Origin of the sequence: Rhizobium sp. YTU87027, from assembly GCF_050644135.1 — a bacterium.
In the GTDB taxonomy this organism is placed as follows: domain Bacteria; phylum Pseudomonadota; class Alphaproteobacteria; order Rhizobiales; family Rhizobiaceae; genus Rhizobium.
On record NZ_CP098441.1, the window covers coordinates 1,764,129 to 1,785,526 of the forward strand.

22 protein-coding genes and 3 pseudogenes are annotated in these 21,398 nt (G+C 59.7%); 10 read left to right on the top strand and 15 right to left on the bottom strand.

Annotated elements, in window-relative coordinates:
• Window positions 1-154: 154 nt before the first annotated feature.
• Window positions 155-472, top strand: a complete 318-nt coding sequence (locus NBG89_RS27455; protein WP_431324568.1) for an N-acetyltransferase family protein — start codon at window positions 155-157, stop codon at window positions 470-472.
• A gap of 6 nt (window positions 473-478) precedes the next feature.
• On the opposite strand, the gene NBG89_RS27460 is transcribed toward NBG89_RS27455, so the two are convergent.
• Together NBG89_RS27460 and NBG89_RS27465 are read right to left on the bottom strand one after the other, a co-directional pair.
• Complete coding sequence (locus NBG89_RS27460) at window positions 479-739, bottom strand: DUF4242 domain-containing protein (protein WP_431323433.1); 261 nt, start codon at window positions 737-739, stop codon at window positions 479-481.
• Between the two features lie 40 nt (window positions 740-779).
• Window positions 780-4,295, bottom strand: a complete 3,516-nt coding sequence (locus tag NBG89_RS27465) for an adenylate/guanylate cyclase domain-containing protein (RefSeq protein ID WP_431323434.1) — start codon at window positions 4,293-4,295, stop codon at window positions 780-782.
• A gap of 354 nt (window positions 4,296-4,649) precedes the next feature.
• On the opposite strand from NBG89_RS27465, the gene NBG89_RS27470 reads away from it, so the two are divergent.
• The gene (locus NBG89_RS27470; RefSeq protein ID WP_431323435.1) at window positions 4,650-6,032 is read left to right on the top strand and encodes an FAD-binding oxidoreductase; all 1,383 of its coding nucleotides are present in this window, start codon (window positions 4,650-4,652) and stop codon (window positions 6,030-6,032) included.
• Between the two features lie 209 nt (window positions 6,033-6,241).
• Here NBG89_RS27470 and NBG89_RS27475 read toward each other — a convergent pair whose 3' ends face one another.
• Together NBG89_RS27475 and NBG89_RS27480 are read right to left on the bottom strand one after the other, a co-directional pair.
• A complete protein-coding gene (locus NBG89_RS27475) occupies window positions 6,242-6,721 on the bottom strand; it encodes an SRPBCC family protein (protein WP_431323436.1) in 480 nt (159 codons plus the stop codon).
• Complete coding sequence (locus NBG89_RS27480) at window positions 6,705-7,061, bottom strand: ArsR/SmtB family transcription factor (protein WP_431323437.1); 357 nt, start codon at window positions 7,059-7,061, stop codon at window positions 6,705-6,707. The genes NBG89_RS27475 and NBG89_RS27480 overlap by 17 nt, the downstream gene beginning before the upstream one ends.
• Window positions 7,062-7,206: 145 nt before the next feature.
• On the opposite strand from NBG89_RS27480, the pseudogene NBG89_RS27485 reads away from it, so the two are divergent.
• Window positions 7,207-7,841, top strand: a pseudogene (locus NBG89_RS27485) (dihydrofolate reductase family protein).
• Window positions 7,842-8,070: 229 nt separating this feature from the next.
• Here the strand turns inward: NBG89_RS27485 and NBG89_RS27490 are convergent.
• Window positions 8,071-8,349 carry an HU family DNA-binding protein gene (locus NBG89_RS27490; protein ID WP_431323438.1) on the bottom strand — a complete coding sequence of 93 codons (279 nt, stop codon included), beginning with the start codon at window positions 8,347-8,349 and terminating at the stop codon, window positions 8,071-8,073.
• Window positions 8,350-8,601: 252 nt separating this feature from the next.
• Complete coding sequence (locus NBG89_RS27495) at window positions 8,602-9,792, bottom strand: DUF1173 domain-containing protein (protein WP_431323439.1); 1,191 nt, start codon at window positions 9,790-9,792, stop codon at window positions 8,602-8,604.
• A 453-nt stretch (window positions 9,793-10,245) separates the two neighbouring features.
• On the opposite strand from NBG89_RS27495, the pseudogene NBG89_RS27500 reads away from it, so the two are divergent.
• Window positions 10,246-10,818 (top strand): annotated as a pseudogene (locus NBG89_RS27500) (integrase); the annotation flags it as partial.
• 783 nt (window positions 10,819-11,601) lie between these two features.
• Here NBG89_RS27500 and NBG89_RS27505 read toward each other — a convergent pair.
• Window positions 11,602-11,736: a hypothetical protein gene (locus NBG89_RS27505; RefSeq protein ID WP_431323440.1), complete on the bottom strand. Its 135-nt coding sequence runs from the start codon at window positions 11,734-11,736 to the stop codon at window positions 11,602-11,604.
• A 90-nt stretch (window positions 11,737-11,826) separates the two neighbouring features.
• Between NBG89_RS27505 and NBG89_RS27510 the strand changes: the two genes are divergently transcribed.
• Window positions 11,827-12,516 (top strand): gamma-glutamyl-gamma-aminobutyrate hydrolase family protein, encoded by a 690-nt coding sequence (locus NBG89_RS27510; protein WP_431323441.1) that lies wholly within the window; start codon window positions 11,827-11,829, stop codon window positions 12,514-12,516.
• Window positions 12,517-12,794: 278 nt separating this feature from the next.
• Window positions 12,795-12,971 (top strand): hypothetical protein, encoded by a 177-nt coding sequence (locus tag NBG89_RS27515; RefSeq protein WP_431323442.1) that lies wholly within the window; start codon window positions 12,795-12,797, stop codon window positions 12,969-12,971.
• Window positions 12,972-13,078: 107 nt separating this feature from the next.
• Here the strand turns inward: NBG89_RS27515 and NBG89_RS27520 are convergent.
• The 5 genes and pseudogenes from NBG89_RS27520 to NBG89_RS27540 form a co-directional block, all read right to left on the bottom strand.
• Window positions 13,079-13,279: pseudogene (locus tag NBG89_RS27520) on the bottom strand (NADPH-dependent FMN reductase); the annotation flags it as partial.
• Window positions 13,272-13,694, bottom strand: a complete 423-nt coding sequence (arsC, locus tag NBG89_RS27525; RefSeq protein ID WP_431323443.1) for an arsenate reductase (glutaredoxin) — start codon at window positions 13,692-13,694, stop codon at window positions 13,272-13,274. The pseudogene NBG89_RS27520 and the gene arsC, both read right to left, overlap by 8 nt.
• Window positions 13,691-14,386 carry an MIP/aquaporin family protein gene (locus tag NBG89_RS27530; RefSeq protein ID WP_431323444.1) on the bottom strand — a complete coding sequence of 232 codons (696 nt, stop codon included), beginning with the start codon at window positions 14,384-14,386 and terminating at the stop codon, window positions 13,691-13,693. The genes arsC and NBG89_RS27530 overlap by 4 nt, the downstream gene beginning before the upstream one ends.
• The gene (locus tag NBG89_RS27535) at window positions 14,386-14,916 is read right to left on the bottom strand and encodes an arsenate reductase ArsC (protein WP_431323445.1); all 531 of its coding nucleotides are present in this window, start codon (window positions 14,914-14,916) and stop codon (window positions 14,386-14,388) included. The genes NBG89_RS27530 and NBG89_RS27535 overlap by 1 nt, the downstream gene beginning before the upstream one ends.
• The gene (locus NBG89_RS27540; RefSeq protein WP_431323446.1) at window positions 14,913-15,269 is read right to left on the bottom strand and encodes an ArsR/SmtB family transcription factor; all 357 of its coding nucleotides are present in this window, start codon (window positions 15,267-15,269) and stop codon (window positions 14,913-14,915) included. The genes NBG89_RS27535 and NBG89_RS27540 overlap by 4 nt, the downstream gene beginning before the upstream one ends.
• Before the next feature lie 42 nt (window positions 15,270-15,311).
• Between NBG89_RS27540 and NBG89_RS27545 the strand changes: the two genes are divergently transcribed.
• Window positions 15,312-15,836 carry a DUF6428 family protein gene (locus tag NBG89_RS27545; RefSeq protein ID WP_431323447.1) on the top strand — a complete coding sequence of 175 codons (525 nt, stop codon included), beginning with the start codon at window positions 15,312-15,314 and terminating at the stop codon, window positions 15,834-15,836.
• A gap of 26 nt (window positions 15,837-15,862) precedes the next feature.
• Here the strand turns inward: NBG89_RS27545 and NBG89_RS27550 are convergent, their stop codons facing one another.
• The 3 genes from NBG89_RS27550 to NBG89_RS27560 are packed head-to-tail and all read right to left on the bottom strand — an operon-like array spanning window position 15,863 to window position 17,152.
• Window positions 15,863-16,051 (bottom strand): hypothetical protein, encoded by a 189-nt coding sequence (locus NBG89_RS27550; RefSeq protein ID WP_431323448.1) that lies wholly within the window; start codon window positions 16,049-16,051, stop codon window positions 15,863-15,865.
• A gap of 1 nt (window position 16,052) precedes the next feature.
• Window positions 16,053-16,445 (bottom strand): hypothetical protein, encoded by a 393-nt coding sequence (locus tag NBG89_RS27555; RefSeq protein ID WP_431323449.1) that lies wholly within the window; start codon window positions 16,443-16,445, stop codon window positions 16,053-16,055.
• Window positions 16,442-17,152: a ParA family protein gene (locus NBG89_RS27560; RefSeq protein WP_431323450.1), complete on the bottom strand. Its 711-nt coding sequence runs from the start codon at window positions 17,150-17,152 to the stop codon at window positions 16,442-16,444. The genes NBG89_RS27555 and NBG89_RS27560 overlap by 4 nt, the downstream gene beginning before the upstream one ends.
• A 480-nt stretch (window positions 17,153-17,632) precedes the next feature.
• Between NBG89_RS27560 and NBG89_RS27565 the strand changes: the two genes are divergently transcribed.
• The 3 genes from NBG89_RS27565 (at window position 17,633) to NBG89_RS27575 (ending at window position 21,361) form a co-directional block, all read left to right on the top strand.
• Window positions 17,633-18,028 carry a plasmid mobilization protein gene (locus tag NBG89_RS27565; RefSeq protein WP_431324569.1) on the top strand — a complete coding sequence of 132 codons (396 nt, stop codon included), beginning with the start codon at window positions 17,633-17,635 and terminating at the stop codon, window positions 18,026-18,028.
• Window positions 18,028-20,331, top strand: coding sequence for a relaxase/mobilization nuclease domain-containing protein (locus NBG89_RS27570; protein ID WP_431323451.1), 2,304 nt, complete (start codon window positions 18,028-18,030; stop codon window positions 20,329-20,331). The genes NBG89_RS27565 and NBG89_RS27570 overlap by 1 nt, the downstream gene beginning before the upstream one ends.
• A 94-nt stretch (window positions 20,332-20,425) precedes the next feature.
• On the top strand, window positions 20,426-21,361 hold the full coding sequence (locus NBG89_RS27575) for a HEPN domain-containing protein (protein ID WP_431323452.1): 936 nt from the start codon (window positions 20,426-20,428) through the stop codon (window positions 21,359-21,361).
• The last annotated feature ends 37 nt before the right edge of the window (window positions 21,362-21,398 follow it).

Here is a 21,398-nt window from a genome sequence, read left to right on the forward strand (position 1 = left end):
AGATCGCAGCAACCTCTTGGCATCACAGACTTACCGGGCTTGTATCCTCTGACTTCCTTGCCTCGCTTTCAGCCGAACACCAAGCTTCCCGCCACAGCCGGATCTTTTCCAAGCCCGGCGTCGTCTATCGCGTTGCGACATAGAAGGCCTCGGTATTGCTGGTTTCGCGTCCGCAGGTCCAGGTCGTCAAACAGAATTCTTCGAAGGAGCAGAACTCTATGCCATCTACCTTCGACCCGAGTTCGAACGGCAGGGCATCGGTCGCGCCCTGTTTAGGGCAGTCGTCACGGAGCTGATCGAGGCAAACCCCTGGGGCCTCTACCTCACTGCGCTCTCTGCAAATCCGAACCGCCGATTTTATCGTTCGATGGGCGGCCGTGAAGTGAACGCACCAGACATTCAACTCGGTATCTTGTCTTGCCCTCAGGTCGGGTTCGTTTGGAACGATCCCGTCGGTCATCCTGCGAGATGACCAGGGCTACGCAAACATATTGGGGCCGATCTCCCCGCCAACTTCAATGATGACATCCGCGGGGACATTGTTCCTCCTTGCCGCGGCGCGAATGGCTTCAGGATTTGGCGCTTCGTAAAGGCAGTACGTCTTTTTCCTGTCCGCGCTGAGGAAGGAAAAGATCCACTTTACTCCCTCCTCGTCGTTGATCAGATTGATTTCCTCGACACCCTCCTTCGACAATTCGAGTTGTTCGGCAAAGTTTCTCTCGATGATATAGCGCGGCATGACGAAACCCTCTTCCCACCTAGGCAGCGAACTGTTGGTCCTAGTGAATGGTCTGCTTCAGTCGTTGTTGCAGCCTGACCATTCCCAGTTCGTCCGCTGTTGACCGGGCATGCTCGGATAGCGACATTGCTCTCTTTATCGCGGCTCGGCTACCTATTTTCATTAGCAACTCGGAATATTCAGCCTGCGTGTGCGCGAGCCACGGTCGCGAGCCGATCGCCGAATTCATCTCGAGTGCATGCTCATAGTGCCTGGATGCCCGGTCGAATTCACCCAGCGCTGCGGACAACATGCCCAGATAGCGGCTTGCGGCACCGAAGCAGACAGTTGCCATGCCTATCGTGACGGTCATCTCCTTGTAGTCGAGCATCAGATTATAGAGAGCCTGGGCAGCTTTCGTGTCGCGGAGACCGGCGGCGACCTCCGTCAGGAACGAGAGGGAAGCGCTTCGCTTTCCGTCAAGCGGAACGATGAAGCGAGTGCGGGCAAGCTCGCTTAATCTCCGCTGGGCCGCTTCCCGATAGCCCAGGTCAAAGGCGACCAACGCGAAACCCGGTAGCCAGGTGGTTTCTTCCGGGTTTTCCTCGATCAGCAACTTAATGATAGGCGCGACCTCCGAGAGACGGCTCTGCTCCCTGCGGATCGTAAACATTTGCATGCCGTAGACACCTTCGGGTGCCACGCCAAGGGTGTGCTTGCCGAGCTTCAGCGCTTCCTCGGCAAGCTCCTCGGCCGCGGTGAACCTTCCATCGAGGATGGCCATCATCGCTCTTGCGATCCGAGCGTAAAACTGGACGTTGAGATGCTGCCGCTTGGTGCCGAGTTCCTCCAAGGCGTCGACCGCCCGATCGGCCCGTGCACGATCGCCCAGTTCAGTTGAGACGTAGGTGTCAATGGAAAGCGCCCTGGTCAGCACATCGTCATCGTCGATCTCGCCCGCGAGCCGTCGTATTTCATCCACGCGGGCGATCCGGTCGTTTTTTTCCGTGGCGGATTTGACCGGCGAGGCTGTCAGGAGTGGGAGAACGGAGAGCTCCACAAGGGAGGTCTTATCGCCGACCTGCCGGGCGAGCTCTATTCCAACGCTATGGCATTTTGTGGCCTTCTCGCTGTCACTGAGGTAGGCGTATGCCCGCGCAAGATGGCTGAAAAGCTGGCACCGCGATCTCTTGTCGGCTGGTTCGACCATCGCCAGGGCCTCCTCGAGAAGCGGCAAGGTTTCGGCAAGCGAGTTCGAGGAGAGAAATTGCGAGCCGTCAAGGCCGATCACTGCGCGAACGAAGCCCAGCGTGTCTGCCGCTTTGCGTGCCAATGGGGCGGCCAGCCGGTATTTCGCCAGCGAATCCGTCATGCGGCCCGCAGCGTACAGGGCGTCGCCTAGTTTCAGGACTGCTGCGAGAAGATGCGTTTGCTGGCCGGGCTCCTTGGGCAACTGTTGTGCCATCGACAGTGCGTTCTGGAAATGGTCGACCGCCTCGAAATTGGCGGATCGTGCGAGGGCTCGTTCTCCAGCCTTCATCCAGTATGGAAGCGCGAGTTCTGCCCGTTGCGCTTTCTCGTAATGTTGGGCGATGAGTTCGGGCTGCGTGGCAGCGACATCGGCATACTGGTCGACGAGAACCTTGGCGATCTCCTCGTGGAAATGTCGTCGCCGCCGGTTGAGGAGGGATTGGTAGGCGGCATCCTGAATGAGCGCATGACGGAAAACGAGAGTATCATTCAAGACACCGCCTGCGACGACGATCTGGCTGGAAACAAGCTGGTGCAGTGCTTTTTCGAGTATCCGATCATCGAGACCTGCAATCTTCGACAGAAGGCCACGATCGAACTCCCTGCCAATTACGGCAGCAATCTGGGCGACCTCCTTTTCTATTGCCGCCAGACGATCGAGACGAGCCATCAAAGAACCCTGCAGGCTGTCCGGGACCTCTACGTTGAGCGATGTTGACGTTCCGCTCTCGATGATCGAGCGGGTCAACTCCTCGATGAACAGCGGCACGCCGTCCGCTCGCTCTGCGATCCTTTCGGCAAGCTGGTCGGGAATGTCGCGGTCCATCGATCCGATGAGTTCGTGCATCTGTTGCCTGGTCAGACGTCCAATGGAGAGTGTTGTCGACTGCGCCAATCCGCTGGCCCAGTCCGCGCTCCATTCCGGTCTATGGGTCACGACGACAAGGGCTGCCGTGCCGTGAAGCCGGCCGATGAGTTCTTGTAGCACTTCGATGGTGGACGGATCCATCCAGTGCGCGTCTTCTACGACCATCAGCACCGGAGCGATCCTGGTCGCAAGCAACAATCGGTTCGCGAGGGTGCGGACGAGAAGGTCCTTACGCTGGTGGGCGGAGAGATTGAGCGGTTTGAACTCGTGACCGACATCGAGCGAAAGTAGCTCCGCATAGATTGCGCCAACGTCCGTGGGCCTTTCGCCGTAGCGGCTGACAAGGGTGCGAAACTTTTCGACCCGCGTTTTTCGGTCGTCTGTCGGGGTAAACATCGCGACCCGGCTCAGTCGCTCGACGATCGGGTAAAAGGCCGATGTGGCGTGATAGGGTGAGCACTGCAATCGGATGAGTTCATGCTCTGTCTCGCGCAGATGTTCTTCGAAGGCTTCGACAAGACGGGATTTTCCGATGCCCGCCTCCCCCGACAAAAAGACCATCTGTCCCTGGCCGGCCTTCGCCAGATCCCACCGTTCGAGCAGCAGGCCGATCTCGCTGGCACGTCCGACAAATTTCGAAAGCTTTCTGGAATGCGCGGCTTCGAAACGGCTATCGACCTCTCGCTCGCCGCGGACTTCGAAGAGCGCAATGGGCGAGGTGAAGCCTCTGAGCGCTCGCTCGCCGAGGCTGGCGATTTCGAACGACCGCCCGGCAAGGCGACGGGTGCTGTTCGAGACCACGATCTGGCCTGCGGCGGCCGCCGCCTGCAGGCGTGCTGCGAGATTTGGCGTGTCTCCCGCGATCGATCCACGCTCCTTGGCGCTGCCGTCGGTGTCGCCAACGACCACGTGCCCGGATGCGATGCCGATCCGAGCCTTCAGTCCCCGCTGGTTGGGCGACTGCAGCGCATCGACGGCGGTCATCGCCTCGAGACCGGCCCGGATTGCGCGCTCTGCGTGGTCCTCGTAGGCCATGGGCCACCCAAAATAGGCAAGCACGCCGTCTCCGAGATACTTGGCGACATAGCCTCCGAACCGCGTGACTGCGCCCGCGACGCTATCCTGATAACGGCGGATCAGCTCGTGCATGTCTTCCGGGTCGAGCTCCTCCGACAATGCAGTCGACCCGACGAGGTCGCAGAAGAGCACGCTGAGCAGCCGTCTGTCAGCCGCAGCGTCCGTCGCGACGGCAGAGGATTGCTGTTCGTCCGGAGGTTGCTGCGCAAGTCCGTTTATGGCGGCTAAAATAATTTTGCGGTGACCAAGCGAGACGCCGAGTTCACGCAGGTCGGATTCCGCGACATGAGGGAGCGCTCGCAGATCAACGTCATTCTCGATGAAGGCCGCGGCGTACTTGCCGAGACCGAGTTGGGCCAGCCAATCCTCAATCGTCTGCATCGACTTTCAATCCGCTCAACCGTTCCTCAAAAAATACCACGAACGACGGCCTTGTGCACGCTGTGGCGCGGGGCCGCTCGCGTTGGGAGACCGGGGGTTCAGGTGGGTCACCGCTGATCGTCAGGTTGCTGACCAGCGGATTTGCGAAACTCATTTCCATTGCTGATCAGGCGACGGCCTTCGGTCCCAGCCTGGGAGAATTATGGACTATTTGCGCCTTTCAGCGCATTCTCAGAAATCGCAATCGACCGCTGTGGGCAGCGAATTAAGTCGTCAGTGCATCGTTCCATGAACGCCTCTAGTCAGCGTTCGATTCGACGTCAGAAGCTTCAGGCTCGGCTTCAGGAGGGTGTAATGAACAGCGAAAACATCGGGAAGCTCACACAGGTTCTTCGCGGCACTCTTATCGGACGCGACCATGCCGACTACGAGGACGCCCGCAGGCTTTACAACGCCATGATCGACAAGCGGCCGCTTTTGATCGCAAAGTGTACGGATGCTGCCGACGTGATTGCCGCGGTGAACTTCGGACGCGACAACGAGCTTCCGATCGCTGTGCGCGGGGGTGGCCACAGCGGAGCCGGGTTTGCCAGCGTCGACGACGGCATCGTCATCGATCTGTCGCTGCTGCGGGGTGTGCGCGTCGACCCGGTAAAGCGGACAGTTCGTGTGGCTGCCGGGTGTACGACTGGCGAGGTCGACCATGCCACCCACGCCTTTGGGCTTGCAATCCCCTTCGGTGTCGTCTCGACCACAGGCGTGGCGGGCCTGACGCTGAACGGCGGCCACGGATACCTCACCCGCCAATATGGGCTTGCCATCGACAATCTGATCGAGGCCGACGTCGTGCTTGCGGACGGCACCTTCGTCACCGCCAGCAAGGCCGAGCACCCGGATCTGTTCTGGGGGCTGCGCGGCGGCGGCGGCAATTTTGGCGTGGTCACCAGTTTTCTGTTCGAGGCGCACCCTGCCGACACCGTCTACGCCGGTCCGATCTTCTGGGAGTTGAAGGATGCTCAGACGGTGATGGGTTGGTACCGCGAGTTTTTGGCGACCGCGCCGGACAAGTTCTACATCTTCCTTGGGCTGCAGACGGTTCCCTCCGCCGATCCGTTCCCGGTGGAGCATCGTGGCAAGAAGATCTGCGTGCTTCTCGTTTCCTACAATGGAGCGCTCGCCGACGGGGAGAAGGCAGTCGATGCTGTTCGCAGGGCGCTTCCGGATCCGATTGTCGATTTTGCCGGTCCGATACCCTACCCGGCGCTTCAAGGCATGTTCGACGGACTTTATCCGAAAGGCCTTCAATGGTACTGGAAGGGCGATTTCGTGAAGACGCTTCCGGACGCCGCGATCGAAGCGCACATCGAGCAGGCGGCCAAGGCACCCAGCGAGCCTTCGTGCATGCACCTTTATCCGATCGATGCTGCTGTCCATCGCAAGGCAAGAGATGAAACGGCATGGAGTTGCCGGGATGCTACCTGGTCGATGGTTATCGCCGGCGTTGACGCCGATCCGCGGCAGGCGGCGACGCTGAAGAAATGGGCGACCGACTATTGGCAGGCGGTCCACCCGTTTGATCTTAGCGGCGCTTACCCGAACTTCATGATGGACGACGAAGGCGATGTGCGCCTTAAGGCCACGTACGGCAATAACTACGAGCGTCTCGTCCACTTGAAAAAGAAATACGACGCGAGCAACCTGTTCCGGATGAACCACAATATTCGCCCTGCCGCCTGACGCCCGAGAGGGACGTTGTTGAGAAAACGCTTCCTCGATCCTGGCGACCACGGCGATGGTGGCTGCCAATGTCGGCTCTTGGGGCGCAAACCGGCCCTGGCGTTCACTCGGATTTGGCCGCGATCAGGGCTTTGCGGTGGATGCAGCGCCCATAGCACCGTTAATAAATGGAGAATGCACGACGCGCGAGACGCTGATTGGCCAAACGCTCAGCGCTCCAGCCAGGCTGCGAGGCCATCCAGCGTCTGCAGTCCGTATTCGACCGCGCCGAAGCCGATGACGAACCGACGCCGCTCGGGACTGGGGTGAAGCTGGCGCATGGTCAGCACCGTCTTCCCGTCTGCCTGCTCATCGAAGGTTACCGTGGTGCGGAAACGGTCGGGGTCGTCGGGATCGGGCGTGCCATAGTCCATCACGATCCGCTCATTCGGCGCGATCTCAAGAAAGCGCACGAGGTTCGGAAAGCGCTGTTCCTTGCCCTCGAACACGCCCACCATGTCGAACCGCCAGACCCCACCCTCGCGGATATCGGCCTCGTGGCTCTCAATTCTAAGACCGGCTGGACCATACCATTCGGCCAGCGCTTGGGGATCCATCCAAGCGGCAAAGACCTTGTCGCGTGGATATTTCAGCACCTTCACCAGCACGATTTCTCGATCAAGCGACCAGGTGTCAGACAGGTTTGCCATGTGCTTCGTCATCCTCTCCCGTTTTGTCCAGGTAGACCTCCAGCCGATCCAACCGCTCGGTCCAGCGCCTTCGCTCCGCTATCATCCAGTCCGCCGCCTCGTCGAAGCGCGCCTGTACTAGCCTGCACCAGCGGCTGCGCCCGCGCTTCTCGCTGGCGATCAGTCCGCAATCTTCAAGCACTTTGAGGTGCTGGGCAAAGGAGGGCAGCGCCATGTCGAATGGCTCGGCCAGCACGCTGACCGGCACCTCGCCGTCTGCCAACCGCGACACCACCGCGCGGCGGGTGGGGTCGCTGAGAGCGTGAAAGGCGAGGTCGAGGGGGGCCGAATGGTAAGGCATGCGACTTGTTAAATCGAGCCAGTGCATTGGTCAAGAATAAAAAGGTACTTGCCTTAGTGTCGAGGCGTATATAAAGGCACCTACCTTAGTGTTGGGCCCTGGTTATCCGGGCGGCTATGGTGCAATCACTCACAAGCAGATTCCAATGGCAGTTCGTGTCGATCTGATGATCTCGCTAGACGGTTTCGCGACAACGACGGACCAGACACCCGAAGCCCCGTTCGGGGAGGACTGGGCGCGTCTCGTCGGCGCTTATGTGGCGACGCGACCCGTCCGTGAGCGCGTGTTCAAGGATACCAGCGGGGCCGGGACCACCGGTGTCGACGATGACTACGCGAAGGAATATTTCGCAAATGTGGGTGCCGAGAGCATGGGCGCTGGCATGTTCGGGCTCCACAGCTTCCCCGACCATCCGAACTGGCGTGGCTGGTGGGGAGCGGCCCTTCCGAGTTCCCGTCTACGTTCTCACGCACAAGCCTCGACCCTCGATAGAAATGGCTGGTGGCACCACCTTCCATTTCCTCAACACCACTCCGGGTGATGCGCTCCGAAAGGCTGTTAGGGCAGCAAACGGTAAAGACGTGCGGATTGACGGTGGCGCAACGGTCGCTCGCGACTTTCTAAGAGCGGGGCTTCGATCGTCTTCATATTGCCATCACGCCGATTCCACTCGGGCGCGGCATACGTCTGTGGGACGATCTTCGCGGCCTAGAGGCTGGCTACACAGTCAAAGCAGAAACGGCACCGAGCGGCACAATACACCTCACCTTTTACCGCTAGCCTGTGACTTGGGCGATCCTGGCGCATAGTTGCCATCGCGTTTCACGGCCGAAGGAGTTCCTATCCCGCATTTTTCTGGGTTGGGCGATTATTCGAAATACAGGACTTCTTCGAGAGGAAGTCGAAGTCGCTTTGGCTCTTCCGATAAAATCCCGGCATAATCAATACCCCCGACAACCGGCGTTGTAAGGGGTATCGCGGCTGGCTCCGCAGGGCGGGTTTTCCCTTGTTATTTGTTCAGCGCATCCTTCAGCGCCTTGGCCGGCTGGAAGCTCAGCTTCTTGGCCGCCGCGACCTTGATGGTAGCCCCTGTCGACGGATTGCGAGCCTCGCGCTCTGGCGTCTCCTTGACCTTGAACTTGCCGAAGCCCGGTAGAGACGTTTCGTTGCCGGCAACAGCCGCCGCTGTAATCGAAGCGATCACAGCCTCCACAATGGCCTTGCCCTGTGCTTTTGTCAGGCTGTATTCCGCGGCAATCTTGTCTGCGATTTCATTGGTCGTGGTCATGATGTTCCCCATTTTTTTACGCCTTATGCTTCTCATCCCAAACGCGCCATGTCATCGCCCCGAGACCCTTGCGACCCATGCCCGGATGGGATTTCCACAAGTTCCAGACGGCGGGCATTCGAATACGCTTTTTGCCCGCGCCGGGACGTCAGCTCCGCCTCCCCGCCTTACGTGTCGCCTTCACCCCTCATGTCGGCACCGCATCCTCAGGCTGCGTAAGATCAATCGGCCAGCGTCCCTAGAAAGATGCGTCTAGTCGGTGATATCAGGCATCTCGTCTTTGTCGACGCGCCAGATCCATGCGGCAAGATCGGGCCTTGCCTCGATCATCTCCCTGAGCCTGGCCTCAAAGTGGGAATCGGCACCTGCCGGAACAATATAAAGCGCCAAGGGCTGAGGACGCTCCGGCAAGACTGCCGCCGCATAAGGCTGAGCCCGCGGCAGATCGAAACGAAGCCCCTTGATCGTCTTCTCACGCTTGCGCGCGAGGACCTGCAGCAATCGCGTCTCATGAACGCTTTCCACAGGCAGCCACTGTTCGGTTACCGTCATCAGGGCGATTTCGTGAGCCGTGACGATACCGGATGGAGTGCGGCCGATCGTTGCAATGACCATCAGGTGGTGATCGTCGGCGCTTTGCCACAGCTTAAGCTCGGTGCCGAAACGACGCTGGAGACGCCGCCACGTCTCGTCCTCCAGATAGAGACTGAAACCTGGCATGTGCTTGATGACGACCCGCTGTCCCATCCGCACCGCAGTAAGGTCCTTGATCTCGCCGATCAGGATCATCAGCGGCTTCGCTCCGGCCTTGTTCTGGAAAAGCGGCGCCAGAGCCCGGGCGCGCCGCTCCTCAATCGCTGTCTTGTCCTCGATGCGAAATGGCTCGGGAACAAGGATCCGTTCCGCAAGCCTCTCGCCCCTGACCGACATGGTCCTCGCTGCCTCGACAAGGTGGCTGTGAACCTGCCACCAATGTCGCTTTCCTGTCCAACGCGCCGTCCATTCGGTCAGTGCGCCTTCATGCCATAAAAGATGCAGGAGACCGCGAAGCGATAGCTTTGTACTGTCGTTCCTGACGCTCTCCAAGGCCTCTGTCACCCCTGACCGACGAGTGGCAGAGCCCCTCTTTGACAGCGAAAAATCCAGTCTCAGCGCCGTCGCACCCTCAGCATCCAGTTTGATCGCGTGGCCCATCAGGGCACCGAGCCCAGACAGCTCAAAAGGTGGCTCATAGGACGGGCAAGCCTGCTGATGGGCGCCACCCGTCAGTGGCATTCTTTTGATCATGGGCTGATCGCCGATCATCGCAATATACATCGGGATGCCCGGACTGCGGCACAGGCATACCGGCCGTGAGCGATTGCGATAAGCGAGCGCGAGCCGGCTGCCGAAGTCTTCGGCTTCGTCGGAGATTGTTTCGCCGTCGAAGAGAAACTCGCGCATCAGTCAGGTCGCCCTTGTACCAGCCGCACGGACGCGCAATCGTGCCATACGAGAGCAAAACCTGTCTGCTCAGATCGGCCAATCGTGCCGGGCGGCAAGCGCCAGTTCAAGGCCGCGCGGCCACTCCAATTTTCTCTCCGTTTCGTTTCACTGCATTTCGACAAAATCGGTTCCTCCACGCGCCGGCTCCGCCGGTCGTAACCACGACCTTGACCTGCCTCTCCCCGCCCCGCGTGTCGCCGTCGTCTCTCACATCGGTCAAGGAGACGACGACCATGACCGTCGAACAGCAAATCGAGGAACTCCGTGCCTTATCTTATTAGTCTGCACCGACTCTGACCCTCCTGCAAACGTCGATGCACATACAGAGGGAGGGATTTTCCACGCCGGCCGCAGCGCTCCCACATAGCTGGCGGAGGCCGGCCTGGAAAGCGCCTCCCGTTGACACGGGCACCCATGGTGCGGGTGCCCAGAGCGCGCGAGCACACGCTATTGACCGATTTCGTGACCCGTCTGAACCAGTTTCGAGATCATCTGAATGAACGGTTCGGGGGGCGACGAGGCGCCAATCATTTCACCTGGTCCCGATGGTCGTCCTTGGCTGCTGAAGACGCGGCAATTTCGTCGAACGATCGCATGGCACATCGCCATCGACCGTTCGGGACGGTAGCCGGAATAATTCAATATGACACGTTACAGTCGCTGCCATCGAAGGCTATGTGGGCCCAAGCAAATCTGGCTGCCGTGCGGAGGTCGAGGCGAAGCGTCGCCTCGGGCAGAGGGCGATATTCTCTCTTCGACGAGCGGCAATTCGGGGTGGGGCTATCAGGTCCTGGCGCAGTCCGCATTGGCAGATCGCTCGACGGCGCGGCAGCCGAGCTGCAGCCGCTACCCGGCATGATCGCTGATCGCAGTCGCCTCCGCGTCATGTTGGCCGACACGGCACGCACTCTTTATGTCGGCGCGTGGGCCGATTGTTTCTTCGACCCTGCCACCGCCGTCTGTCTTCGTCACGTCGCCGGCGATCCGCCAATACGGACGATCCTCCCACAGGATTCGAAACGCGACGGCTTGGCTGTTCATATATGCGAGGAACAATTCCCGGCGCTCTATCCGAGGCAGCATCCACGCGTCATCGAAGGGATAATTCCGGCGTTATGGAGCAAATGCCACCGACTCCCGTCCCAACGAAGCCACATGCATTCATGCAAACTATTGCTTCCCATTCTCCATGAATTGAGCGCACAATCCAACCGGCTCACGGAGCCGAAGGGATACGCTGGGGGCGGTCCATGGTTTCCTCACCTGCAACAGCACTTATGGTGCCTTTCGCGGTTTTATTGATGGGTCTGTTCGCACCGAGCGATGCCCACATGGCGACTGGCACTTGGACCTACCCGCCCGCCTGTTGCAATGGCAACGATGTCGACGGCGACTGCCAAGCGATTCCGAGTTCGGACGTCACGAAAGGGCCGTTTGGATTCTCAATTCAACTTCATCCGGCAGACCATCATCTTGTGACCAGAAATCAGTTATTGTTAATCCCATACGGAAAGGAGATGCTATCTCACGACTATCACTATCACATCTGCCTTCAGCCAACAGATGACCCTTCTGAAGCTGTGGGGATGGGGCGGGAAGGGAAATACCGCGTTAACTGCTTCTTTGTGCCTCCGGACGGTGTTTGATTGGGAAATCCTCTCGTCGTTTCGCGATGGCAGCAAGCACGAGGTCGCAGTTCAGCCCTGGTCACTCCTGCCACAAAGGTACCAACGCCAGCCTCGTTACCGATTGGTGGCATTTGCTACATTATTCCGGATAATTCCAGCCCTCCGACCCGCGCGCTTTTTGCCACGCGCTCGCCTCTTCCAAGATGCCGGAGAATTGCGCCCGCGTTTCGAGATCCACCGGGCGAATGTCAATTTCCACGTCGATATCGCTCATCAATCTCGCCATGAATCGGCAACTATGCTCTCTTAACCCGAAGCATGCTCAAAAACGGTGTCGAAACGACTAAGGCGGGAGCCAGATTGTATGCGTCAGCCTCGCATCGCGATCATTCTCGACGAGAACACAAGCACGGGCGGAACACGCTATGAAGCGGCCAAGGGGTATTTTCGGGGAGTGAGCAAAGCGGGAGGTCTTCCCTTTGGCATCCCGTATCTTCCTGAGGTCGTGGACATCGTTGTGAACGAGTTCGATGGCCTGGTCTCAGTTGGTGGCCGGTTCGCCTATCCTGATGATTGGTACATCTCCGGCGAGATCTCCAAAGCCCCGCCATCGGAACGTCTCGATGTCGAAAGGGCAATCGTCGAGGGTTTCCTGGAGAAAGACAAACCCATCCTCGGCATATGTGCCGGCATGCAGATGCTGGCATGCCTGAACGGTTGTCGCCTCACGCCCGATCTTCGCGCGTCCTTTCCGACCGCAAATGAACACGACAAAAGAGACCATCTCCATGCAATCGAGATTGTCCCGGAATCCCGCTTGGGGCAGATCATTGGCAGACCCCGCATCGAGGTGAACACCTTCCATCGCGAAGCGGTCGCGCATCTGTCACCAGCCGTTCTTGCAAGCGCCTATGCTGAAGATGGTATCGTCGAGGCTGTCGAAGTCGTCTCCAGCTCGTTCGCGATTGGCCTGCAATGGCATCAGGAGCTGTTTGCCGATGCGGATCACCCCGGCAATGCCGTTTTTCGGGGTCTTGTAGAAGCAGCATCCTAGCCCGCCGCTTCAAGCACACCGGGGATAGATATATCTGGAATACGGTCGCATCCCCTTGGCTGGGCTGCGGGCTCCCTTCTTTCTGTCGTCCCATTCTACGGCTTCTCAGCCCGCGTCAAGGACGATCGGTACCCCAATTTTTACCGCCCTCAGTCGCACTTCGCAGGGCAAAAATCGGCTCCCCCGATCGCCGGCACCGCCGGTCGCGTTTCGCGATCCTTGACCCGCACTTCGCGCGCACGTGGTCCCTTTGACGTCATCAAAAGGAGACGATCAACATGACCACTATCGATCAGATCAACGAACTGCGTGCCGAGCTGCAAGGCTGCTTCTTCACAAGGCAAGAACGTGCCGTGGCCGAAGCCGAACTGGCGGCTCTCATGGCTCAGGCGCGGGCCGAGGACGAGCAATTCGCACGCGACATCGAAGCATTTGTCCTCGCTGACCTCGAATGAGGCCAGTATCTGAGGGAGGTTGTCGCTCCCTTATGAACCTTCGGTGGATATAGGCCCGCTGCTCGGCGCGGCGGCTATCTTCAGTTGCAGGTTCCTGTTCGGCACCGAGGATTGAAGATCCGCACTTCGCAGCCGAAGTGTTCGAGCAGCCGCGCGGCCTCATGTGCAAGGAACCGGCTGTAGGATACCTGCCTCAGCGAACCGTAGAGGATTAAAATGCGCGGCTTGTGCGTCGACAATGGCGGCCGTCGTGCCGCCGGGTCCAACTGGCGCAAATGTTCCGGCGAGGCGCCTGGCAGATCAGACAATGCGTTTGCCCTTGGCGTCGAGGACTTTCTCGCCGTCCTCCTTGGTGAAGGCGCCCTTGTGCGTGTCGGGCAGGATATCCAGCACCACTTCGGACGGGCGTGCGAGTCGCGTGCCGAGTGGGGCGATGACGAACGGCCGATTGATGAGGATCGGGTCCTTCAGCATCGCGTCGAGAAGCTGATCGTCCGTCAGGTCCGGGTTGTCGAGACCAAGCTCCGCATAGGGCGTGCCCTTTTCGCGGATGGCCTTGCGCACCGTAAGACCTGCGTCTGCGATCATCTTCACCAGCTCTGTGCGCGATGGCGGGTTCGTCAGGTATTCGATAACCGTCGGCTCGATGCCGGCGTTGCGGATCATCGCCAGCGTGTTGCGCGACGTGCCGCATTCCGGATTGTGGTAGATGGTGGCGTTCATAGCTTTGCCTCTGACGATACGGTTAAGGGTGCGTTCGGCTGCAGGAGCCAGGTGAAGAGGAAGAGGCCTGCGACCGCACCGGCTATCTCGGCAACCCAGAATCCAGGAAGGTCGACCGGTCGAATGCCGGAGAAGGTGTTTGTCAGCGACCGGGCGAGTGCCACAGCCGGATTGGCGAAGGACGTCGAAGCCGTGAACCAGTAGGCGGCGGTAATATAGAGGCCCACCAGCCAAGGCACCGCCTTCTGCTCGAACTTGATGCCGGCGAGGATCACCGCCACCAGCCCAAAGGTTGCAACCCCTTCCGAGAACCATTGCGCGCCCCCGGTGCGAACCTTGTTCGACAGCTCGATCAGCGGCAGGTCGAACATCAGATGCGAGGCCAGCGTGCCGACCACGCCGCCAACGATCTGCGCGATGACATATCCGCCGAGGTCGCGTTTCGGCAGCGACCGGGACATTGCAAAGATCAGCGACACGGCCGGATTGAAGTGTGCTCCGGAGATCGGTCCAAGGACCGTGATCAGCACTACCAGGATGGCACCGGTGGCCAGCGTATTGCCAAGGAGCGCCAATCCGACATCCTGGGTCAGGGATGCGGCCATGATGCCGGACCCCACCACAGTCGCGACCAGCATGGCGGTGCCAAATCCCTCGGCGACAAGCCGACGCCCTAGATCAAACCCACCCATCAGCTGGCCTTCGGCTGCTTGATGCTGGCGCCTTCCATCGTGCCGATCTGGCGCAAATGCGATTCCAGCGCGAGCCTGTCGATCGAAGCGAGTGGCAGGCTGATGAAGGCCATGATGCGGTTCTTGAGAAAGCTGGCCGCTTGCGCGAAGGCACGGCTCCTTTCCATTTCACTGCCTTCCACAGCGGCCGGGTCTTCGATGCCCCAATGGGCCGTCATCGGGTGGCCGATCCAGACCGGACAAGCCTCGCCGGCGGCGCTGTCGCAAACCGTGAAGATGAAGTCCATTTGCGGAGCGTCCGGCTCGGCGAACTCGTCCCAGCTCTTCGAGCGGAAGCCAGTCGACGGATAGCCGAGCGCTTCAAGCTCCTTTACGGCGTGCGGATTGACCTCGCCCCTCGGTTGGCTGCCGGCCGAATAAGCCTTGAAGCGGCCATTGCCTTCCGCATTCAAGATCGACTCCGCCAGGATCGAACGGGCGGAATTGCCCGTGCAGAGAAAGAGCACGTTGTAAACGCGTTCGGCAGTCATTGCAGTTTCTCCTGCGTTTTAGGGGTGCAGCAGGTGGCAAGCTCCGCGGCCGGGGCGCAGATCTCCGGATGACCGGAGCAGCAATCCTCCATCAGGAAGCGGACGAGCCCGCCGAGCGCTTCATAGTTCGCCGTGTAAATGATCGAGCGCGATTCCCGCTGCTGTGCGATCAGGCCGGAGCGTTCAAGCTCCTTCAGATGGAAGGAGACGTTCGACGGCGATACCTCTGCCCTTTCGGCGATTGCGCCCGCAGCCATGCCGTCAGGGCCGGCGACGACGAGCATGCGGATGATATGCAGCCGGGTCTCCTGGGACAGCGCGCCGAATGCGATCAGGGCTTGACGTTGATCCATATTTCAACAATCCTTGAACCATTGAAACGAGGAATAACGCAGATGAACGCCGTCGACAACAGCAAAATACAGAAGGGCGATATCTCGCTGGGCAAGCTCATGAGCGTGCTCGCAGCCGCCAAGGATTCTGCGCTGGTGTTCTATTACGACGGACGGCCGGTGAAGCCCGGCTATCACGTGACCGAGGTCAAGGCCGGACAGTTCGCGGCTCTCGACTGCGGCGCCAATCCTGAGGCATGGGCAGAGATTTTCATTCAGCTCTGGGACGTCGAAGAAGGCGACCGCACCCACATGCCAGCGGGCAAGTTCCATGCGATCATTCGCAAGGTAACGGAGCATGTGAAGCTGGATGACGCGGCCAAGCTGACATTCGAGGTCAGCGACGGCGTTCAGCCGATGCAGCTCTACTGCGCTTCAATGCCAACGCTCCACGGCAGCACGGTTCATGTCGAGCTCACGCCGCGGCAGGCAAGCTGCAAGCCTCGCGATCGTTGGCTCGCGGAACAGCAGGCCCAGGCGCAATCATGCTGTGGTCCCTCAACTGGAAAAAGCGCCTGCTGCGGCTGATGCTGTCTCCAGATTTCGGTTGACTGTCACGACAACGGGCGGAGGACCGTGACGCCGAGACACTCCAGGAACGTTTGACGATCGAAGCCGAGCTGGCGCTGATGATCGCCGAGCGCGCCGTCATCTGGGCCGAGCTCGACGGCCGCATCGATCCCGAGCCGCCTTTTTGTGGCGGCTTGCCATTGCGCACCGTCGGAGCGGTCAGACGTAGGCACCTCAATACCCATTGTCTTGCAGATAGGTGTCGATCGCCGCCTGCATGATCACCGTCATCCGGATATCGTTTTCATGGGCTGCCCGCAAAAGCCTTGCCTTGACATCCTGTTCAAGCGGCACATTGACGTAAAATCGAATATTCCGCTCTTTCATCCGCTTCAGGTTCTTGAGCCTTCGCCTCGTCTCCTGTTGCTCGGCCGCGCGCCTGGCGGAACGGCGAAGTCTTTCTTCTTCGGGAAGCCTCGGCAGCAGCGTCTTACCTTCAACCGCTCGAGGATGGCCGACAGCACCAGCGTCAGTATCATCGGCGGAAGACCTGTCTGGGAGCGTTCCGCTCGGTTCGCCGGGCTTGCGTCTCGGGGCAAGTGAGAAATCAATCGTGTTCTTCGTCATGCCGTGATCTCCGCCAAAGCCGTCATCCGCCGAAGCTCGATCTCGTCCACCAGGGCCCTGACTTCAAGCCGCGCCTTTCGAACCGGTTCCGTGGGCTCCTGCATCTGCAGCGTTCCGAGGCCATTCTGGATTTCCCGATAGATGTTGCGCTCATAAAGCTCGGTGTCGAGCAGCATGGTCTGATAGCTGGCTTCAACCAGGCCGGCCACGAAGGGTCTTATGTAACGATAGGCCTCGAGGCTTCGCCCCGTCAGCGTGATGCGCGTGCGCACATTCATGTGAAGAACGAATAGCCCCAGTTGATCGTTGATGTCGTTGACCTCGGAAATCGTCTGACCGGCCGCCTCGATTTCCTTGATGCCCGGCTGCAGCGGCGACAGGACGAGGTTTGAGGAACGGATGATGGTGGTCTGCAAGGCGCTGTCGACGCCGGGCGCGTCGATAATGACGACATCGAACGCAGGCGCATAGGTCCGAAGCAGATCTTCGATCGCCCGCTGGTTGGCTGCGACTGCCACTTCGATATTGCTCGGCACGTTGCCCTTCCTGTGACACAGCTTCCACCACCCGGCGAGGTTCTGCCGACTGTCTGCGTCGATCATGAGGATGCTTTGTTGGTCGAGTGCATATTCGCCGGCAATCAGCGTCGCCATCGTCGTCTTCCCGGCACCACCCTTGTTGCTGACCACCGCGTAAGTCCGCGTCATGAAGGCTCCCTTCAACGAAACTGCATCAAAAATCCTTCTCCGGAGCGCAAACCATATTAGTTCATTTTCATCCCTCGTCCAGTCCATTTATCGGGGCGCCATTTTTCATGGCTCCGCGTCCACTGCCCGAACCGATGTCATCGGGTGACGTATCGTCCGCCATCAAACGGAAAAACGTCCATTGCCTACATATGTGTTTATATTCAATATGTTGTTTCCATGAATCTGTGGAGCACTTCGCCACCAAATGATCACATGATGCTGACACACCACACGGCAATATTCCCCTTCGCTACCGCCTCACAGCGCGATCGCGGATTGGAGCGGTCTCGATGGAAGACTTGCGGTCATGAACCATAATAGTCTATGTTGGTTCGGCAGGATACGCAATTTTGTGATACAAAATTGCTGACGATCGACGGACAGGCCGTCGATAGCGCCTGCGGCGTTCAATGAACAAGGCAAAGTACCGTGGCTCGGATGAAGCAAATAGCGCCGATCAACACGCCCCCGAAGGAGCGGAAAGCCCATGTCGTGCACGCTCGTTTCACGGCAACCGAACTGGCCGCCGTTCAAAAGGCGGCAGCATGCGCCGAGCTTACAATGTCAGCTTTTATGCGCTCGCTGACGCTCGAGGGTGCTGGCGTCCGACCATTCCTGACAGAGGAGGACCGGGCCGTGTTTGACCTGCTTCATCGCGACCTGCGCGCCATCGGCATGAACTTGAACAGTCTTCTGCGGCTCGCTCATCAGCGCATCATTCCCAGCGAGCTTGGCGAGCTCCTGAAGGACCTCCAGCCCGTCGCGGCCGGTCTCGCCTTGGAACTGCGCCGGCTCGAGAGGAGAAACGGCCGTAGCGTTGGAGGGCGTCCCTAGTGGAGATCTTTCTCGGAGCGTTCACACAGGAATGGGAGCGTCGAAGGGCGGCCTTCCTGCATGAGCGCCTGATCGCGAGCACAACGGACGACGAGGAGCTTCGCCGGCGGCGCGGAAGCACGGTGCTGTTCGGGGCGGCGGACCAAAATCCCTTGAAAAGCTTCAAGAAGTTCGCTCATTGGCCGCTTGCGCAAAGTTCGCCGTCGCAGCGCCGACCGATGGAAACGCGGTTTGCCGGACTTGCAAGCGGCAGCCAACCGGCTGTCGTCAAGATGGCGTCCTTTGGCGCGGCCAGCCGGCTTGGCGCGATGGCGGGCTATATTTCCCGCAATGGAGAGGTTTCGATGGAAACCCAATCCGGTCAGGAGCTGCGTGGCCGGGATGCGATCGCTGCGCTCTCCGACGATTGGGCGCCTATGATGGGCAATCGCGCTGAAAGCCGCGACATCGGAATTTTCTGCATCGATATCGCCCATGGTCCCGAGGAAGCGCAAGCAATGAATAATCGGGCTCGCTTCATCGTCAAATCGGCGCTCGGCGATCGGTCGTTTGCATTCGGGGTTGCGGATTGTGGCAGAACTCACCGCATCGAAGGCGTTGCTGTCTTGCGCGCGAAGGATGGCGAGCGGCTGACCGCCGATGCCAAGGCCACCGAAATTGTCCAAACACGGATGACAAGGGCGGGAGTTGACGCCACGGAAGCGGAGTTTCGCTTCACGGGTTACGGCAATGGCGTCGAGTATGGTTCCGCCCGGCTGCGCACGCTGGTGGCGAGGTTCGACGGCACGGTCGAAACCGATCGCGGCGAAAAGATTGGCGACGCCAAACAGGCCGGCGATCTGGTGCAACAGGAATGGCGGGGCGAACTCCACAGCCGCAAGTCGCGCGACGTCATGCATCTCGTCATGTCAGCACGGGCCGGCACCGATGTCGAAGCCTTCCGGGCGTCGGCGCGGGCGTTTCTGGCAGCAGAATTCGCCGAGCACCGCTATGTCTTTTCCCTGCATGAGCCGACGAGCGATCCGAAAGCCGGACGGGACGGTGGCAAGCGGCCGCATGTCCACCTCCACGCGATCGTTGCGATGCGGGCTGAGAACGGAGACCGGATCGAGACGTCGATCGCATCGTTCCGGCGCTGGCGCGAGAACCTGGCAGAGCAGGCGCGTGCTCGTGGCATTCGCATGGAAATGACCGATCGTCGAGACCAGGCAGGCGCGCCTGCTTACAGCCGCAATCAGGTCCGCCCGGTCAGCCACAAGGGCCGAACCGAGTATGCGGGCACGTCGGGTTTTGCAGCGCTGAGGTATGAGCAGAAACGGCGGGAGGTTCCGACAGCGGCAAGGACTGCGAGGAGCCTGGATTACACCGAGAGAGTTCGTTCGCAGTGGCTGGAAGTTGCTCGCGATGCGGAGAATGTCAAAGCTAAGAATTTTGCTGAAACTCAGCTTTCCCGGATCGATGCCGCAGGACGTTTGCTCGAGAAACTGCCGCGCACACCCGATATTCCCCACGACAATGGCTCGAAAATCCAGGCCGCATTGGTCGGACTGTCAAAGCTTGCGGAGGTCGAAAACATGCACACCATGACGCGATCCGAATTCGAGGCCTATGAAAAGCGCGTGGAAGCCACCTTGGAGGAGGCAGAACGCCTCCTGCCGGAAACGTGGCGGAGCCGATTCGGGGAGATCGTTTCAGCTGTGCGCGACCATGTCGACGCCCGCCGTGAGATGATGGAACAGGCCGAGCAGGCCGGTGAGCGAACGAGCGAAACTGTCAGGCCTAGACAGGCAGACGAGATCAATCAGCAGGGTGAGGATAGTATCGCACGCCATACGCCGACAGCCGTCGAGGCGGGACGCGATCTTATGATGGCAGTCGAGTATTACCGCGAGCGGATCGAATCCGCTGGCGATGATCGGAGCCGTGCTGACAAGGCAAAGTGGCAGGCCAGCCTCGATTTCGAGCTTGCCCGGGCCGGCGAACTCGGTGCCGCCGGCAACACCTATATTCGCGAGATCGCTGAGGGTGACAACCAGTTGCGGTTTGCTATCGAGGCCGCCGCTCAGCGATCGGCCGAGGGAACAGGGAAAACGGCCGGCGGTGCTGTTCAACGTCACCACACAAAGGATGCCGAAAGTGAGATGCAAGACCGCGAACCGAAATCCGAGGCGCTCAGGCAAACTGATCGCACGAGATCCGCCGCAGACATAAGAACAGATCCCGCCAAACAGCGGGTTTCACGATTGGACGAGCTTCTGAGCGAATCCGAGCGCAGCCGCGATCGAGACGAGTTCGAACGATAGGAGAGATGTGCGCCGCCCGATGACGCCCTTGATTGTACTTGCAGGCACTTTCCCGTATAACGTTTAGATGCGCAATCACCATGGAACCGCTACGATGGATGCGATTCTGACCGAAGGCTTTGACGCGGCTTTGACCCTGACCGACCATATCGAACATCTGCCGGACAGGAAGCGGCGCGAACTGGCGCGCATCCTCGAGATCCTGTTTGCCGAGGTCGATGGCTTCCAGGCCGGCAAGCTGTCGGCCAAGCGCAATTTCGGCAGGATCCTGAAGGTCATTCTCTATGGTTCTTATGGCCGCGGCGACTGGGTCGAGGATCACCTGAGCGGCTATCGCTCCGACTACGATCTGTTGATCGTCGTCAACAGCAAGGCGTTTGCCGAGGAGCAGGAACTCTGGGAGAACATCGAGGAGCGGCTGTTGACGGAGCAGATCGCGCACCGCATCGAAACCCCGGTCGTGCCGATCATCCACACGTTGGCCGATGTCAACGACCAGCTGTCCCGCGGTCGCCCCTTCTTCGTCGACATCGCCAGAGACGGCATTCCCCTCTACGAGGAGCCCGGCCATCCGCTGGCGCAACCGAAGCCGCTGACGGCGGAGGAGAGGCGCGCGGAAGCGCAAACTAATTTTGATCAGTGGTATCAGTTGTCACTCGAGGCGCTCACGGGCGCTGAACTGATGCTCGAAAGAAACATCTGGCGTCACGGCGTTTTCATGCTGCACCAAGCGACCGAGAGTGCCTATCATTGTGTCCTGTTAACACTCACCCTCTACAGCCCCAAGTCTCATCGGATAAAGGCCTTGCGCTCCCAGGCCGAGGGGGTGGACAATCGGCTGGTCGAAGCGTGGCCGCGTGACAGCCGATTTTCACGGCGCTGCTTCGAGTTGCTGTCGCGGGCCTATGTGGAAGCACGGTATTCGTCGAAATACACAATCACCAGCGAGGAGCTCGCCTGGCTGGTCGAACGCGTGAAGGCTCTTCAAACTCTCGTCGAAACTGTGTGCAAGGAGCGACTTTCCGTGTGAAAGTTCCAGATGCTTCTTCAAAGATCGGACCGGCCTG